Here is a 17,058-nt window from a genome sequence, read left to right as displayed (position 1 = left end):
TTATTACAAAAGGAGAGAGAAAATGAAAAAAAGAAAGAGGCGAAACTTTAAAAGGTTCATTGCAGCATTTTTAGTGCTGGCTTTAATGATTTCATTAGTGCCAGCAGATGTACTAGCAAAAACCACAGAAGAAGAGAATGGAAATCGTATTGTTGCCGATGATCCAGAAGAAACTCTTCAGAAAGAACAAACTGAGGAAGCCGTACCTTTTGATCCAAAAGATATAAACAAAGAGGGTGAGATCACCTCTGAAAGAACAGAAAATACAAAACTCTATTATGAAGGTGACGGTGTCTATAAACAGGAAGTATACCTTGATCCTATTCATACAAAGGAAACACCTGATGCCGACTGGGAAGACATTTCTCCTGAGTTAAAAGAGTCGACAAGCAAACAAGTCGAGACAGAGAATGCCATTTTGAATTCAGATTTTCAAAAGCAAATGAAGAACGGGCTTTATGCGACTTTTGAGCATAATGACCATAAGGTTACATATTCACTTGTAGAAGCGAAAGGCCCGAATAAAACTTCACTTACTCCGAAAGATACCTCAGCAGATTATAAGACGGACAGTAATGAGATTGTGTATCCGGATGTTTTTCCGAATATTGATCTTCAGACTTTCACATTCAATGAAAACATAAAAGAAGATTTAGTCCTTCATCAGTATGATGGATACAACACATTTACATTTCAGTTAAAAACCGATTTGCAGGCTAAAGAACAAGAGGATGGATCCATTGATTTTTCTGATGAAAAAGGCAAAGTTGTTTTTTCTGTGCCTAAACCTTTTATGACGGATTCAAAACTAGATGAGCTTTCCGGCGAGGTTGAACGGTCAGATAAAGTCAGCTATAAGCTGGAAAAGAATGAAGAAGGGTATTTGCTTCATCTTACGGCAGACGAGAACTGGCTGAAAGACCCAGAACGCGTATATCCGGTATCTATCGACCCGTCAACTTCTTTATCTGTTTCATCGGACACGTTTGTCATGAGTGCCTACCCGACGACGAACTATTCGGCCTCCTCACAAAAATGGGATGCTAATTTAAAGGCCTATGTACTGAAAACGGGCTATTATGACAAAACAACAGGCACAAATTATGCGTTCATGAAATTTAACAACCTAAAGCCAATTCAAAATATGACTGTCACCAAAGCTACATTAAAAACATACGTAGCCCATTCCTATTATGGAACAAAGGCAACCGGTCTTTGGCTGGATACGGTCAACAGCAATTATGATAATGCAAAAGTGACATGGAACACCAAACCGGCATCTAAAAATATCGGAAAAGCCGACGTCCATAAAGGACAGTGGGCGAGTTATGACGTGACTGCTGCTGTAAAGTCATGGAACTCCGGCGGGGCCAACTATGGATTTAAGCTTCATACAAACGGAAACGGCAAGGAATATTGGAAAAAACTAATTTCTTCAGCGAACTCCGCCAATAAACCGTATATTGAAGTGACGTATACCATACCAAAGGGAAACACCCCTACAATTAAAGCCTATCACAATGGTGATTCCACTGGTTATTTCGATATCAGCTGGAAAAAGGTTGAAGGTGCAAAAGGATATAAGGTATGGATTTACAATGGTAAGGAATATCAAGCGATTTCTGCAGGAAACGTCACGTCGTGGAGCACAAAAGGAAAAAAAATCTGGCCTACGAGCGCAGAAATTGCCTCCAAGCGATATAAACTGCATCTGGACGGCAAGGATGGAGCTGAATTGGCATTAGACCCATCCCCGGTCTATAAGAACTCCGGCGGAAGCTATGCCACAAGCAAAAACTATTGGATTGGCGTCAGTGCGATATTTGACCAAGGTGAAGGAGCGATGTCCGCACCGGCAAAGCCCGTTATCCCTAATGTAGGAAAAGCACAAGCACCGTCAGCAAAGGGCTACAATAATGGGAATGCCACAGGATACTTCGACCTTTCTTGGAAAGCTGTATCCGGTGCAACCGGCTATAAGGTTCAGGTGTTCAATGGGAAAGGCTTTGAGACACTTGATCTCGGAAATCAGACGTCTTGGACCACAAAAGGGAAAAAGATCTGGCCGACAAGTGCAGAAATCAAGGCGGGAAAATATGCTCTTCATCTGAACGATGGCAATGGTGCAGAGCTGCCGATCAATCCCGGACCAACCTATAAAAACGCCGGGGGAGATGGAGCCAAAAGAAATTACTCGTTTAAAATTATCGCATACAACAAAGACGGCGAAGCCATTGCATCCCCGGCTGCTAACCCGGCACTTCCTGATATCGCCAGGCCAAAGAATTTAACGGGCTATTTGTATACAAATACAAAATCGAGTCAAACTGGCTATGTGAATTTGATATGGGAAAAGGTTCAAAATGCGAAAGGCTATAAAGTTAACATTTACAACGGTAAAGAATATCAGTCCTTTGATGTTGGTGACGCGGATCATTGGACAACCCAAAATAAAAACATCTGGCCGACTTCTGAGGAAATCAAAGCCGGAAGCTATAAGCTTCATACAGATGGAAAAGGCGGGGAATTAGCCCTCGATCCATCACCTGTTTATAACAATGCAAATGGGAATTACAAAGGGAAGAAGAATTATTCTTTCACGCTTGTCGCTTATGATGCGAATGGTGAAACGATTCCGACGGCGCCCTTTAACCCAACGTTCCATGAAGGCGCAGAATTCCTAGGTACAGAAGAGTACTGGTCTATCATTGATATCCCAAGCGGCCAGTTAAATGGTGCGACAGGCAATGTCATTGTGAATGAAGAAGATTTGTCAATTGACGGACGCGGTCCGGGACTTGGCTTATCGAGAACCTACAACAGTCTTGACAGCTCTGATCATTTATTTGGGCAAGGCTGGTATGCTGATGCAGAAACATCTGTCATCTCAACGGATGGCGGGGCAATGTATATCGATGAAGACGCTACGACACATCGATTCACGAAAAAAGCCGATGGTACGTATCAGCCGCCGACCGGTGTATATCTTGAATTAACAGAAACAGCTGATCAGTTCATATTAAAAACAAAGGATCAAACCAATGCTTATTTCAATAAAAAAGGCGGCAAACTCCAAAAAGTAGTGGATGGCCACAACAATGCAACTGTCTATACTTACAATGACAAAAATCAACTGACCGCCATTACAGATGCATCAGGCCGCAAGCTTACATTTACCTATGATGAAAACGGCCATGTGACTTCCATCACAGGACCTAAGAATAAGAAAGTCACCTACTCATATGAGAATGATTTGCTGAAGAAGGTTACAGATACAGACGGGACTGTCACAAGCTATGACTACGATAGCGAAGGGCGCCTTGTCAAACAGTATTCAGCCAACAGTACCGAAGCAAAGCCTGTCTTTACCGAATATCAGTATAGCGGACACCGTCTCGAAAAAGCGATCAACGCTAAAAAAGAAACATATGTCTACAGCTATGATGCTGATAAAAAGACACTTCTCATGACACAGCCAAATGGCCGGAAGGTACAGTATGGCTATAATGAAGCGGGAAATCCGATTCAGGTCATTGATGATGCTGAAGGGCTAAGAATTACAACGAATACAAAATATGAAGGCAATAATGTCGTAGAAGATGTAGATCCAAACGACGTCGGCACCGGAAAAGCAACGGAAAGCTATCAATATGACAAAGATGGCAACGTTACGTCGGTTAAAGACGCATATGGAACTGAGACATACGAATATAACAAAAACAACGATGTCACAAAAATGAAGGATACCGAGGGCAATGTCACGGATATTGCTTATGACGGACTGGATGCTGTATCCGAAACCGATCAGAGCGGAAAATCATCGTCAGCAGCCGTTTATGATAAATACGGAAATCAGATTCAATCCAGTAAAGATTTATCAGCTTCAACTAATATTTTGAAAGATGGAAGCTTTGAAGCACAAAAATCCGGCTGGAATCTGACTGCCTCTAAAGACAGCGGCAAAATTTCAGTCATCGCCGATAAAAGCGGAGTTCTTTCCGGATCAAAGGCATTGGAAGTCTTGAGCCAATCAACGTCTGCCGGAACAGATCATGGGTATTCGTCAGCAACACAAACAGTTGAGCTGGAGCCGAATACAACCTATACATTAAGCGGGAAAATCAAAACGGATCTAGCGAAATCAAGAGCCTATTTTAACATTGATTTGCGAGACAAAGATCAAAAACGAATTCAATGGATTCACAATGAATACAGTGCATTAGCCGGAAAAAATGACTGGACAAAACGGCAAATCACTTTTACGACTCCAGCGAATGCAGGAAAAGCTGTTGTGTATATGGAAGTCGATCATAAAGATAAAGATGGTAAAGGAAAAGCATGGTTCGATGAAGTCCAGCTGGAAAAAGGCGAAGTATCATCGAGCTATAACCCAGTTCAAAACAGCAGCTTCACATCAGCAACGGAAAACTGGAATGTAAGCGGGGCATCCGTTGATTCTGAAGAAGGCTTTAATGATGAAGTATCATTAAAAGTTGCCCGGACCAGTGCGTCCCAAGCTGGATCAGTAACAAAACAAACCGTTGTCTTAGGGCAAAGCGCAAACGACAAACCGGTTTATCTCACACTGACAGGAATGTCGAAAGCAAGCAGCGTCAAATTTACAGATGAAAAAGACTATTCTCTGCAGGCGAGTGTCACTTACGCGGACGGCAGCACAGGCGTCTACAATGCGAAATTCCCTTCTGGAACACAGGAATGGAACCGGGCAGCTGTCGTCATCCCTAAAACAAAGCCGATCAATAAAGTAGATATTAGTATTCTGTTCCAAAAGAGTGCGACAGGCACAGTCTGGTTTGATGATATCCGTTTGATTGAAGGAAGCCTTCTGACTAAAAGCACGTATGACAGTAATGGCAACTATGTGACCAAGGAAGAGGACGAACTAGGTTACGCCACTTCAACTGATTACGATGAAACTGGTAAGAAAACGTCTGAAACAGATGCAAAAGGTGAAAAAACAACCTATACGTATGATCAGGCAGACCAATTGACAAACATGACGCTCTCTAACGGCACGTCTATCCTTCACAGCTATGATAAGGAAGGCAATGAGGTAAGCAAAACCATCCGGGCAGGAGCAGATCAAACCTATAAATACGAATATGATGTGATGGGCAAGCTTGTCAAAACAACTGACCCTCTCGGCAATGTGTTAGCAAGCGAATATGATGCCAACAGCAACCTGACCAAAACCATTTCACCGAATGGCAACGAAGTATCTCTTTCTTATGATGGAACAGACCGGGTGAAATCAAAGTCGTATAACGGTACAGAAAAGTACAATTTCACGTATGACAAAAATGGAAATGAAACGTCGGTCGTTAATAAAGAGCAGAACACCACAAAGAAACGGACATTTGACAACAAAAACCGTTTAACCGAATTGACTGACCGCGGCGGCAGCCAAACTTGGACATACCCTAGTGACTCCGATAAGCTGAAAACCTTCTCGTGGACTCATGGGGTCCAAAAAGGAACGAATCAATTTAGGTATAACAAGCTGGACCAAATGATTGAGATGAAAGACAGTACATCTTCATATTCATTTGATTATGATGAAAATGGAAACGTCCAAACCTTTATTACGGGCAACGGCGGCGGAACAAGTTTTTCATATGACGAAAGAAACCTTGTAAGCTCGCTGCATATCGGTGACAAAAACGGCGGAAGCATTCTGACGGAAAGCTATGAATATGATGCCAACGGCAATCGCACAACGATAAACAGCTCAGCAAGCGGCAAGGTGAAATATGAGTATGGGAAGCTGAATCAGCTTGTCAAAGAAACCCATGAAGACGGTACTGTCATTGAATACACATATGATGGATTCGGGAACCGGAAAACCGTTACAACTGTAAAAGACGGCTCAAGCAAAACGGTGAACGCTTCCTTCAACATCATGAACCAGCTGACAAAAGTCAATGATGAAAGCATGTCTTACGATAAAAACGGCAACCGCACATCCGACGGCAAATTCACATATACGTGGGATGCAGAGGATAACCTGACTGCCGTTACAAAAAAAGGCGAAGACAAGCCATTCGCAACATACAAATATGACGAAAAAGGAAACAGAATCCAAAAAACCGTCAACGGAAACGTCACGAACTACTTCTATGACGGAGACAGCCTGAACGTCTTGTATGAAACAGACGCGGACAACAAAGTCACAAAATCATACACATACGGTGACAGCGGCCAGCTATTATCCTACACAGAAAATGGCAAGAAATATTTTTATCACTACAACGCACACGGTGATGTCATTGCCATCTCAGACAGCACGGGAAAAACCGTTGCCAAGTATCAATATGACGCATGGGGAAATCCAACAAAAACCGAAGCAAGTGATGAAGTAAAAGACAACCGCTACCGCTACGCAGGCTACCAATACGACGAAGAAACCGGCCTGTACTATCTCATGGCCCGCTACTACGAGCCAAGAAACGGCGTGTTCCTATCGCTCGACCCAGACCCGGGAAGTGACGGTGATTCATTGGATCAGAATGGGTATACTTATGCCAATAACAATCCGGTGATGAAGGTTGACCCGGATGGGCACTGGGCATGGATTGCAGCAGGTGCTGTTGGAGGAGCAGCTTGGGATGTAGCCAGTTACATGTGGAAAAACAGAAAGAAAGGTTATTCCTGGAAGGGCGTTGGTAAGGCTGCGTTAAGAGGAGCTTTAACAGGAGTAGCTTTAGGTGGAGCTGGAAAAGTACTTAAGGTTGGTTATAAGTTAGCAAAGTGGGCTAAAAGAGGTGGGAGAGTAACGAAGATTGGAAAAATAAAAAAACATTATGGTGTAAGATGGAAAACTAGAAAAGGATCGAATTATACCCATAAATCTTTTGAATTTCATACCCCACACAATAATCATGGATACCATTGGCAATTAAACCGTTGGAGCCAACATCCAAAAACAAAAACTTGGAGAAGAAGCAGTAAAGGAACTAAAAGGTGGAAGTTATATGGAAAGAGGATTAGATCTAGATAATGGGGTGTAATATATGAAAAAAATCAATCTCAACTCTATTACACAGAAAGAAATCTTACGAATAGAAAAAAAGTTTGAACGTATAGCATTAAAAACAATAAGTAATGAGCAAGAAAAGTTTGGTGAAATCGGCTTAAGAATTGAAGCTTCTTTTGGTAGAGTTGGAGACGAAAAAGAAATAGGAAGAAGCGATGTACAGCCATCAGATTGTTTTAAGAATAGTTATAATTCATTAATATTTTTTTCTGTAGCTTATTTGGATGGTACCGACTTTCATGATAATGAAGATGGCTATTGTATAGACCATTTAGACATATGGATTTGTGAAAGAAGATTGTTTTCGGGGAAAGTGGGATATTTAACAGATTTAGAAAGTGAAGAAGAAATAGCGAAAGAAATCCAAAATAAGATAAATCAATTGTTTCTAGAAGCTAAAGATATAATAAAAATGTTAAAAGAGTGATTTATAACTTTTAGTTATTTTCAGAGAAGAGATTTAGAGAGGTTACAAGCCTCTCTTTTCTCATGCTACAAAAATAGAAATTGCGTGCGATTGCCACCAACATTCCTAGTAAAATGTCTCGAGCACCCTTGACGGGTTATTGGAATGTATTGAGTTCGACGAAGGGCTTCTCAATCATAGTTTTATTTTGGTTGAGCCTGAGTGTCAGTTTGGTTATTGTATATTGCACACAGAATACGGTTGCGAGCTTGTATATTGGTAGATTGTTTTCATATGAGGAAATCTCTTGGAAGATATCTCTGACGTAAAATATCTAAATATCAGTACAGTGGCTTGTATACTTATAACAAATATTAAGTACTTTGAATACGTGGTGATCAAATTGAGCGAGCCAAAGCTAATAAAATGCATAAATAAAATCAAAAGTGTCTTAAATGGACAAACAACAAGAGAAGAAGTGTCAGATTGGGCGGGCACTTATGTTTATGCGGATGACCCCGAAGTAGAAGACGATAGAGTCTGGGATATGTTAATCCTTCTAAGTGGGATTGATTTGAAAGATTCTCCTGAAACTTATTTACATTCAACAGATGATTTAAATGATTGGATCAAACAATATATGGAGTAATTTGTGTTTGGTGGTAAGGTGTTATTGATTAAAAAAGAGGCAGGAGATGACAATGTACAAAACAATTAGTGAATGGGTTGATTACATTGATGAGGGGTGCAGTGTCCTTTATTTAGATTTTAATGTGTTTAAAAAAGAGCTCTCACTTAATATCAAGGTTTTTGAAAGTGAAGCTGAATATACGCATAAAATATTATTTCAAAATGTTGCTTCTGTTTATTTTAATGGGGGTGACGGTGATATAAGATTGGAAAAAATAGATCCGGAAGAATACAATTGGCAAGTGTTTGAGATGAGTTACCATCCAGAAGGAATCGGGAATCTATCAAATTCTATCATTCCGGAGTATCAATCAAATGCTAACTTTCTCATTGACATGAACAGAATGCTGATTGCTATAGAAGCTGAAACAGTTCGCTTTGATGATCAATCGTTTTATGCATACCAATTAAACACTAAATGATTTATTCTTATCATTTCATTTCTAACCTAGGAGCGTAACCAATGAAAAAATTAAAAATGAATAAAATCATCAACAAGGACACCCAAGATTGTTTTTTCCATGCTGATCCACAGGGGCGTGTCTACATTGGAAAAGGGTTGAAAGGTGATATCACCATTACAACCTATGATCCTTCCGGTGATATTCGGGTTTTTAAAGTGAAAGAGCAGATTTCATAAAGTGATATTCTGCTTTTTCAACAATGTGCAGATGGCTATGTCTTCGTTTATTACGAATCGTATGAGCCGAAGGTAAAGGTTTTTTCAGAAGAGGGGAGGGTGAAAAGTGCTTTTCCCTTGCCTTCAGGGGTTTCCTGCTGCCTTTTGGATGAGAAACAAAACCTTTGGGTGGGTTTAAGTGATGAAGGCATTTATGTTGACGAAAACCCCAGTGAACAAAGTTTGCTGTGCTTCACTTTAGACGGACAATTAAAGGAAACTCACATTGATCAACAGCTTTCAGAAATATATGCGCCCGTGGTAGATGACTGCTATGCACTTGCAGAAAAAGATGGACTGATATACATGCTGTACTACTCTTATACAGTCATTGCTGCCTTTGATGAGACGGACGTGAGACGAGTGTGGATTGTTTCTGATAAAGAATATTCTGGAGTATATGACCAGCTTGCAATTTCAGATGACGGGTTTTGGATATGCAAAGATGAACATTCACTGTCCCTCATTCCGGCTGATGTCAGTCTGCCGATACAAGAGGTGAAATGCTGTGATCAAGACGGGCGGGAGCTCTCGATACAACAGCTGAAACTGACAAGTAACGCTGTTTACGCAGTGACCTCATCTGGTGTTTATAAGCATGATATCCAATAAGGTGTAGGGATGAGATTATGATGAATTGGCGCGCTTTAAGTCAGACAAAACAAGAACGCATCTGGTCAGAAGTGAACAAGCTCATCAAATGGAAGCCCGGAAGCAGATGTCATCACATCATCCCGCCTGATCCATATCGAGTGTTTGATATCTCAAGCGCGATGAGCAGTAAAGCTGGTCATAATGATGTGAGCGGAGTGCTAAGTGATTTAGAGACTTCTATTTTAAAAGCATTTCAATCATGTACTGGAAAGAACGATGTGATGTACGCATTAGACTGGCAGCATGACGGATATACCTTTAGTCCTCATCAGGCAATGCCTCAGGATGAATTTGGTGAATGGCCTGTTCCGGTATTTCCAAACGGAGACTATTATTTCTTCTTTCATCAGGACTTCTCTTGGGGACTTTTGGGAGACCCGTGGAAATGTACAATCACAGTGTTTGGTGAGGAGCTGTTGGAGGCGATTGATCATGATCCGCCTATCTTGTTTCAAGATAAATGAGATTGTTGCGAAGGGAGGGGATCAGCATGTTTGAAAAACTGAGAAAAAGACAGCAAGAGCTTGAAGAAAAGGCATACCCTGATGAACTGTACGAATTTGAAGCGGAAATCTATGAGTTTTTTATGCTTGTTGATGGCAGTTTGGATTATGTGCTGGCGAATAAAAGGATGCCCCGGCATCAGCGGCGTTCGTTGGAGAAAAGCTTTTTTGAGCTGTATCCTGACATCCCGCCGGATATGATCAAAAACGATACTGATTTGTATCATCACATTCTTTTGTATGAGCAAGTCAGACATGAGATTTGCGCTGCGCTATCCAACTGATAAGGGGAAGATTTTATGGAAATAACCGCTATAAGCAGTATCGGCAATTTGGACATGATCGCTCTTAAGCCTCATCAAGTTGTTATGTCTTGCGAACTTGAAGATGCAGAGTCGTTTTATCGTTTTTGGGCAGGGCTTGCCTACGATCGAATCATGATACAGGTAATAACGACTGGTTCATTTATAGAAGACCTGTCCGAGTATTTTGAAGGTCATGCTTACAAGGTGACGAAGCTGGCCAAAAGGGAATTCCATTTCCAATCCATATTACAGGAAGCAGACCGGGATATTGCAGATTTTCTCTTTCTGCTAGCTTCCATCAATGATGATGTTTTTCTGATCACTGATCCTCAACCGGAAAAAAGCTATTTTTCAGAAGGCAAACTCCAATGCCTGACGGACTCAGGCGAACGGATCATGTGGTTTGAATACGATGCTGTAGACATCTATATGGTTGGCGGTAACTAAAAATAGGAGGAATTCATTTGAACATCACACAATACGAGAAAATGAAAAAACATCTTTCTGATGCGGATACAGGTTCATTTACATTAAACGAGTTTTCTTTCTATATGAAAGAAGATGATCGTTATATTCATATTCCTGTGTTTGAATGAAAACGATCTGCTCAAACCTGTGACATTCATTTACGGTTTGAAGACATTAGTGCATCAAAGCTGGATGACCTTGAATCCATCGATGCGGTTGAGTTGGAGATTGAACCGACTGATGATCAATGGGAAAGGCTCCGTTATTATGTGTATGATCAAGAAAACCAAATGAGTTTCTATTGCGGAGGCTGGGAGGTGATGAAGTGTGACAAGAAGTCACACTGATTTTCCCCACTTTCCAAGCGATCTTGCTTTTGTTGCCGCATATGTCACGAGAAACGGAAAAGTCACAACCAGGAAAGCCAAAGGCACCCAATTTGATAATCCGGTCAAATAATGGAGTGCAATTGACAAGAGAGTCAGGAAACTCAAAGTGCAGGTGACGTTTCGAACGTCTTTTTCGCTTCTTTTATATTTCTCTCTCATGGTGGATTGATCACTGTATATCGACGAAGTCCCAGGCTCAGCCGAAAAGATATGCATACCTCGTGAAGAGCAAACACGTTCCCACCCGGCCGCTTCAAACATCTCGTTGTATTCTGCCAAGCTTTCTTCCCCAACATCATGATAATCAATACTGTAGATCAACTTCCGCGGCTCAGCTTTTCTAAGCTTATACCCCATAAATGCAAAAGAATCGAGTACCCAGCCTTTGCTGGCCATATCACTTAGTCTCTTCATATCCTTTTCTTCTGAAAAGGCCAATCCTTCAGACATCATAAATTTTTTCTGTTTCATGATGAATCCCCTTTCAATTGTTGAAAAGCACGTTGACCATGTTCAGCCATCACTTTTCTGCGCTGAATTTCTTTTTTGAGTAGTTCTTGGCCGTGCAAGGTGGTTTGGTACACTTTGCGGCGAGGGTTGTCATTGTTGACTAGCTCAATGATCTCTTCTTGCAGTAATTTCTTTAACAATGTATATAAGGTAGCCGGACCGATCGTAAAGGAGTCATCGGTCATGTCCTCAATCTCCTGCATGATCGAATATCCGTGTTTTGGCTCCAGCAATGTTAAGACAATATAATAGGCTGGATCGGTAAGCTGATCCATTTCCTGCGGACGTTGCTTTGGCAAGCGGTCACCTCATTTCTTATATCAACTAATGATATATCACTTGTTGATATAATAAAATCTTCCTTTTTGTTTGTCAACGCAATTTTTTTCTCTCTTCAGTCATCATAAAGAAACAATCACCGAGTATGCATTAATGTATGCGTTTTCATGGAGGGGGAGTCTTGATGAAAAAATGGATGGCAGCGGCTTTTGTAATGATGTTGATGTTGTGTTTTGGCGGGATTGAGAGTGTGAAGGCAGTGGAGCCGAAGGTGTATCAATTTGACTTTGGAAGCGGTTCGGTGGAGCCTGGTTATATTGGTGTCAGGGCGTCTGATCGGTATGACCGGTCAAAGGGCTACGGTTTTCAAACACCGGAGAATATGAGGGATGTGGCGGCATCCGGGACTGGTGTGAAGAGGGATGCGGTTCAGTTTTTAGCGTATGGGACGAAAAGCAATAACACGTTTAATGTGGATCTCCCGAATGGCCTTTATGAGGTGAAGGCGACGCTTGGTAATACGGCAAGGGCCAGTGTGGCGGCGGAGGGCGTGTTTCAGGTTATTAATATGACAGGGGATGGCGCGGAGGATACGTTCCAAATTCCTGTCACCGACGGGCAGCTGAATCTGCTGGTGACAGAGGGGAAAGCTGGCACCGCTTTTACGCTTAGCGCCTTGAAAATAAAGAAATTGTCTGATCAGCCGGTGACGAACCGAACCATTTATGTCGGCGGCGACTCGACGGTGTGCAATTATTATCCGCTCAACAGCAGCAAGCAGGCGGGCTGGGGGCAGATGCTGCCTCACTATATCGATAAACACACCTTTCAAGTGAGAAACATGGCGTCTGGCGGGCAGATCGCGAGAGGGTTCAGAAATGATGGACAGCTTGAGGCGATCTTGAAGTACATCAAGCCGGGGGATTATTTTATATTGCAGCTCGGCATTAATGACACAAATCCGAAGCATAATGAATCTGAAGCGGAATTTAAAGAGATGATGCGTGATATGATTCGTCAGGTGAAAGCGAAAGGAGCGGACGTCATCCTATCAACGCCCCAGGGCCGGGCGACCGATTTTACTTCTGAAGGCATCCATTCGTCTGTAAACAGATGGTACAGGGCCTCTATTTTAGCTTTGGCCGAAGAGGAAAAAACACATCTCATTGACTTAAATGTCCTCAGCTCGGCATACTTTACATCGATCGGTCCGGAAAGAACACTCGGGCTTTATATGGATGGAGATACGCTGCACCCGAATCGCGCGGGGGCCGACGCACTGGCGCGATTGGCTGTTCAGGAGCTAAAACGCCAGGGAATCGCTGGCTTTTAATACATCATTTTTCGACAAAACACATATGCCTTGGTCAATTAGAGTATAATGAGAACATCTGCAAGAGACAGGAGTTTATACATGAGTCATTTTAAAAACTATCAAATCAGTCATGACATTTTACGAGCATTGGAAGGACTGGGATATACAGAACCGACCAAGGTGCAGCAGAGTGTGATCCCCGCTGCCCTTGAACGAAAGGATCTTGTCGTCAAATCACAGACGGGAAGCGGGAAAACGGCTTCGTTCGGGATTCCTCTCTGTGAGCTGGCGGATTGGGATGAAAACAAGCCGCAGGCGCTTATTTTAACTCCAACCCGTGAGCTCGCGGTGCAAGTAAAGGAAGATATCACGAACATCGGACGATTTAAACGAATCAAAGCGACAGCCGTATTTGGAAAATCCTCCTTTGATAAACAAAAAGCTGAGCTTAAGCAAAAAAGCCACATTGTTGTCGGCACGCCGGGACGTGTTCTGGATCATATCGAAAAAGGCACGCTGCCGTTGGATCGTCTCTCTTATTTGGTCATTGATGAAGCGGATGAGATGCTGAATATGGGCTTCATTGAGCAGGTGGAGGCGATTATCAAGCATCTGCCGACTGAGCGCACGACGATGCTGTTTTCGGCGACGCTTCCGCAAGATATCGAGAAGCTGAGCCGTCAATATATGCAAAACCCCGAGCATATCGAAGTCAAAGCGGCCGGCCTAACCACAAGAAATATTGAACATGCGGTGATTCAAGTAAGAGAAGAGAATAAATTTTCATTGCTGAAAGATGTGCTGATGACGGAGAATCCCGACAGCTGCATCATTTTCTGCCGAACGAAAGAGCACGTCAATCAGCTGACCGATGAATTGGATGACTTAGGATATCCATGCGATAAAATTCACGGCGGAATGATTCAGGAAGACCGATTCGACGTCATGAATGAATTTAAACGTGGCGAGTACCGTTACTTAGTGGCGACGGATGTCGCCGCGCGCGGGATTGATATTGAAAATATCTCCCTTGTCATCAACTATGATCTGCCGCTTGAAAAGGAAAGCTATGTCCACCGCACGGGCCGAACGGGACGCGCAGGGAACAAAGGAAAGGCCATTTCGTTTGTCACGGCCTTCGAAAAACGGTTTTTAGCCGACATTGAAGAATATATCGGATTTGAAATTCAAAAAATAGAAGCCCCTTCTCAAGAGGAAGTGGCAAGGAAGAAACCAGAATTTCTAGCTAAAATGAATGACCGTCCGGAAAGCAAAAAAGACAAAAGCGAAGAGCTGAATAAAGACATTATGAAGCTGTATTTTAACGGCGGAAAGAAAAAGAAAATCAGAGCCGTTGATTTTGTAGGAACGATTGCAAAAATTGACGGTGTGTCAGCTGACGACATCGGCATCATTACGATCATGGATAACGCCTCATACGTTGAGATTTTAAATGGTAAAGGCCCTCATGTTCTCAAAGTGATGAAGAACACAACCGTCAAAGGGAAAAAGCTGAAGGTGAATAAAGCGAATAAATGATGAATGACCTGCTCCCAGTTAAAGGGGCAGGTCATTTTGCTGCTGGCTGACATTGGCGCTGGTCTCCTCCGGAACAAAGGCAAGAATCACAATACCAATTACAAACAAAATGATCAGACTGAACACCGCAGTCGAGGATTTCCCGGTCAGCTGGGCTGTCACGGCAATGAGCAGCGGCCCCATAATTGAGGCGTATTTTCCGAAAATGTTGTAAAAACCGAAGAATTCATTAGCGTGGCGCTTTGGCACAAGCTTGGCGAAATAGGAACGGCTTAGGGCTTGAATACCGCCTTGCGAGGTGGCGACAAGCATAGCCAGTATCCAGAAATCAAGCGTTGTCTCCATAAAATAGGCATACACGCAGACGATCATATAAATGACGATCCCGACGTACAGCATTGTCTTCCCCGTGAAACGTTCTGCCAGTTTTCCATATACAATCGAAAACGGCGCGGCGACCACCTGGGTGACAAATAGGATGATCAGAAGGCTTGAGGAGCCGATCCCTAAATCTGATCCATAGGATGTCGACATCGTAATAATCGTGCCGACTCCGTCGATATAAAAGAAATAAGCGAGCAAGAAGAGGAAAAGTGCCCGGTATTGCCTGATCCGTTTCATCGTTTGGCCGAGCCGCTTAAAGCTGTTGATGACAATATGAGGTTCTTTTTTGATGTAATAGCGTTGATGGACATGTTTAATCATTGGGATGGTGAACAGCCCCCACCAGGCAGCCGTTATGAAGAAGGACAGCTGGCTTGCGGCCGATACAGACACTGGAATCGTCTCTGCTTGTGCGAGCAGGATGACAGCAATACTGATGATAAATGGAATCGTGCTTCCAATGTATCCTAAGCCAAAACCCCGTGCCGAGATGAGATTCATCCGCTTCTCAGGCGTGACGTCAACGAGAAAGGCATCATAAAACACATTGGCGCCGGAAAAACCGATAGCCGATATCGTATAAAACAGCAACAATAGCAGCCAATGTTCACTAGGGATAAAGGCGAGCATCGCGGTGCTGGCGACACCGGCTGACACAAAGAAACCGAAGAACTTTTTCTTGCACCCTTCATAGTCGGCGATTGTGCCTAAAATAGGGCCGAGCATCGCAAGAATAAACGTTGAAATCGCAATGGTATAGCCCAGATAGGCAGTCGATTGAGCGGCGCTGACACCGCTTTCCGCAGCTGCTGATTTATAAAATAACGGAAATACCGCGGTGGTCACGACAATTGAGTAAGCAGAATTTGCCCAGTCATATAATACCCAGCTGTTTTCTTGTTTCGTAAAACGTTTCATCATCAGAGCCCCTCTCCGGTAACGATACTTCTATTGTACGAAAAATGGGCCTGAAAAGAATGGAATGCACGTCAATTTTTACAAAATATTTATGTTTTTTCGCTTCAAATCATACTTTTGATTTATTGCTGGGGTTAGGTGTATCTGGTACCATTTAACTATATTTTATGGTATTTTCCAGAAGGGATTCAGCAGAGAGGAGACAGAGCATGAGGCGAATAGGCTTGTGTATAAGCCTGCTGGTCACAGTTCTTGTGATGAGCGCATGCGAAAGTGAAGGTGAGGCTCAGATATTCGCAGACTGTGATCAAAAGACAGTAAAACAAACCGCAGCCAAACCGATGAGCAGCAAGAAAAAGCAGGATTTCCAAGCCTTCGCAAGCGACAGGCAGCTGGCCATTGTGTTCAGTCCCATGATACAAGTGAGCGAAGCATTTGATTATGGAATCGGCAATCCAGAATACTTCGTGCGAAGCAGCATGACTGAAGAAGAAGCAGACATTGCGAAGGAGAATCTCGAATCGATTAAGCTTGAGAACAAATCGCTCAAAAAACAAAACAGCGAGGCGGTCGCCTTGCTACAAAAAACGCGTAATCAAGACATGAGCCGGATCGAAATTCAGCAGCTGACAGAAAATAGAGCCGTTTTTTTTGAGACCGCAGACAGTATGATCAAACTCATCGGCCAAGTCACACCGAAAAACGCGAAGAAGACAAGACAGCAGTTGGATCAGCTGAAAAAACAATATACACAATACAGCGCCGAAAGCGTCAAAATCATGAACAGCATTGTCAGAAAGCAGAAAGCTGACAAGGCATCATTTGAACGCCATCTGGAGGCGCTGCTTCAAAAACAGCCCGGACAGCAGGTACGGAGTGAATTGTACTGATCAGCTTCCGTCTTTCCCTGATGATATTGACCTAGTACAAAAAGAATGTACAATCAAGATATAGTCAGTTCTTAG

15 protein-coding genes and 2 pseudogenes are annotated in these 17,058 nt (G+C 42.7%); 14 read left to right on the top strand and 3 right to left on the bottom strand.

The genetic code is table 11. The features are described from left to right. The first annotated feature begins 22 nt into the window (after positions 1–22). The 11 genes and pseudogenes from wapA to NYE56_RS19875 all read left to right on the top strand — a co-directional run bounded on the left by wapA (position 23) and on the right by NYE56_RS19875 (position 10,887). Entirely contained in the window at positions 23–7,018 is a 6,996-nt protein-coding gene (wapA, locus tag NYE56_RS19925; protein ID WP_341284308.1) for a tRNA nuclease WapA, read from the top strand. A gap of 13 nt (positions 7,019–7,031) precedes the next feature. After that, complete coding sequence (locus tag NYE56_RS19920) at positions 7,032–7,481, top strand: hypothetical protein (protein ID WP_327847118.1); 450 nt, start codon at positions 7,032–7,034, stop codon at positions 7,479–7,481. A 111-nt stretch (positions 7,482–7,592) separates the two neighbouring features. Next, positions 7,593–7,743: pseudogene (locus NYE56_RS19915) on the top strand (YxiF family protein); the annotation flags it as partial. Between the two features lie 24 nt (positions 7,744–7,767). After that, on the top strand, positions 7,768–8,109 hold the full coding sequence (locus tag NYE56_RS19910) for a hypothetical protein (RefSeq protein WP_396121455.1): 342 nt from the start codon (positions 7,768–7,770) through the stop codon (positions 8,107–8,109). A 46-nt stretch (positions 8,110–8,155) separates the two neighbouring features. Continuing rightward, positions 8,156–8,572: a YxiG family protein gene (locus tag NYE56_RS19905; protein WP_341284307.1), complete on the top strand. Its 417-nt coding sequence runs from the start codon at positions 8,156–8,158 to the stop codon at positions 8,570–8,572. Positions 8,573–8,613: 41 nt separating this feature from the next. Continuing rightward, positions 8,614–8,940, top strand: a pseudogene (locus tag NYE56_RS19900) (DNA-binding protein); the annotation flags it as partial. Next, positions 8,935–9,441, top strand: a complete 507-nt coding sequence (locus tag NYE56_RS19895) for a hypothetical protein (RefSeq protein WP_341284409.1) — start codon at positions 8,935–8,937, stop codon at positions 9,439–9,441. The pseudogene NYE56_RS19900 and the gene NYE56_RS19895, both read left to right, overlap by 6 nt. Before the next feature lie 17 nt (positions 9,442–9,458). Then, on the top strand, positions 9,459–9,947 hold the full coding sequence (locus NYE56_RS19890; RefSeq protein WP_144482963.1) for a DUF2716 domain-containing protein: 489 nt from the start codon (positions 9,459–9,461) through the stop codon (positions 9,945–9,947). Positions 9,948–9,973: 26 nt separating this feature from the next. After that, positions 9,974–10,270, top strand: coding sequence for a YxiJ family protein (locus NYE56_RS19885; RefSeq protein ID WP_341284306.1), 297 nt, complete (start codon positions 9,974–9,976; stop codon positions 10,268–10,270). A gap of 15 nt (positions 10,271–10,285) precedes the next feature. After that, on the top strand, positions 10,286–10,738 hold the full coding sequence (locus NYE56_RS19880; RefSeq protein WP_341284305.1) for a hypothetical protein: 453 nt from the start codon (positions 10,286–10,288) through the stop codon (positions 10,736–10,738). Positions 10,739–10,755: 17 nt separating this feature from the next. Next, positions 10,756–10,887 (top strand): hypothetical protein, encoded by a 132-nt coding sequence (locus NYE56_RS19875; protein WP_341284304.1) that lies wholly within the window; start codon positions 10,756–10,758, stop codon positions 10,885–10,887. Between the two features lie 210 nt (positions 10,888–11,097). On the opposite strand, the gene NYE56_RS19870 is transcribed toward NYE56_RS19875, so the two are convergent. Together NYE56_RS19870 and NYE56_RS19865 are read right to left on the bottom strand one after the other, a co-directional pair. Next, positions 11,098–11,619 (bottom strand): DUF2812 domain-containing protein, encoded by a 522-nt coding sequence (locus NYE56_RS19870; RefSeq protein WP_341284303.1) that lies wholly within the window; start codon positions 11,617–11,619, stop codon positions 11,098–11,100. Further along, positions 11,616–11,957 carry a PadR family transcriptional regulator gene (locus NYE56_RS19865; RefSeq protein ID WP_123374549.1) on the bottom strand — a complete coding sequence of 114 codons (342 nt, stop codon included), beginning with the start codon at positions 11,955–11,957 and terminating at the stop codon, positions 11,616–11,618. Before NYE56_RS19865 ends, NYE56_RS19870 begins: the two co-directional genes overlap by 4 nt. Before the next feature lie 164 nt (positions 11,958–12,121). On the opposite strand from NYE56_RS19865, the gene NYE56_RS19860 reads away from it, so the two are divergent. Further along, positions 12,122–13,270 (top strand): rhamnogalacturonan acetylesterase, encoded by a 1,149-nt coding sequence (locus NYE56_RS19860; protein ID WP_341284302.1) that lies wholly within the window; start codon positions 12,122–12,124, stop codon positions 13,268–13,270. Positions 13,271–13,351: 81 nt separating this feature from the next. After that, positions 13,352–14,791: an ATP-dependent RNA helicase DbpA gene (gene dbpA, locus NYE56_RS19855; RefSeq protein WP_085185406.1), complete on the top strand. Its 1,440-nt coding sequence runs from the start codon at positions 13,352–13,354 to the stop codon at positions 14,789–14,791. A gap of 18 nt (positions 14,792–14,809) precedes the next feature. Here dbpA and NYE56_RS19850 read toward each other — a convergent pair whose 3' ends face one another. Next, positions 14,810–16,096, bottom strand: a complete 1,287-nt coding sequence (locus NYE56_RS19850) for an MFS transporter (protein ID WP_341284301.1) — start codon at positions 16,094–16,096, stop codon at positions 14,810–14,812. A gap of 206 nt (positions 16,097–16,302) precedes the next feature. On the opposite strand from NYE56_RS19850, the gene NYE56_RS19845 reads away from it, so the two are divergent. Further along, the gene (locus tag NYE56_RS19845) at positions 16,303–16,983 is read left to right on the top strand and encodes a hypothetical protein (RefSeq protein ID WP_341284300.1); all 681 of its coding nucleotides are present in this window, start codon (positions 16,303–16,305) and stop codon (positions 16,981–16,983) included. Positions 16,984–17,058 lie beyond the last annotated feature (75 nt).

Origin of the sequence: Bacillus sp. FSL R5-0603 (assembly GCF_038050295.1) — a bacterium.
In the GTDB taxonomy this organism is placed as follows: Bacteria; Bacillota; Bacilli; order Bacillales; family Bacillaceae; genus Bacillus; species Bacillus subtilis.
Note: the sequence above shows the minus strand (reverse complement) of the source record. Positions and strands in the feature narration are given on the sequence as shown.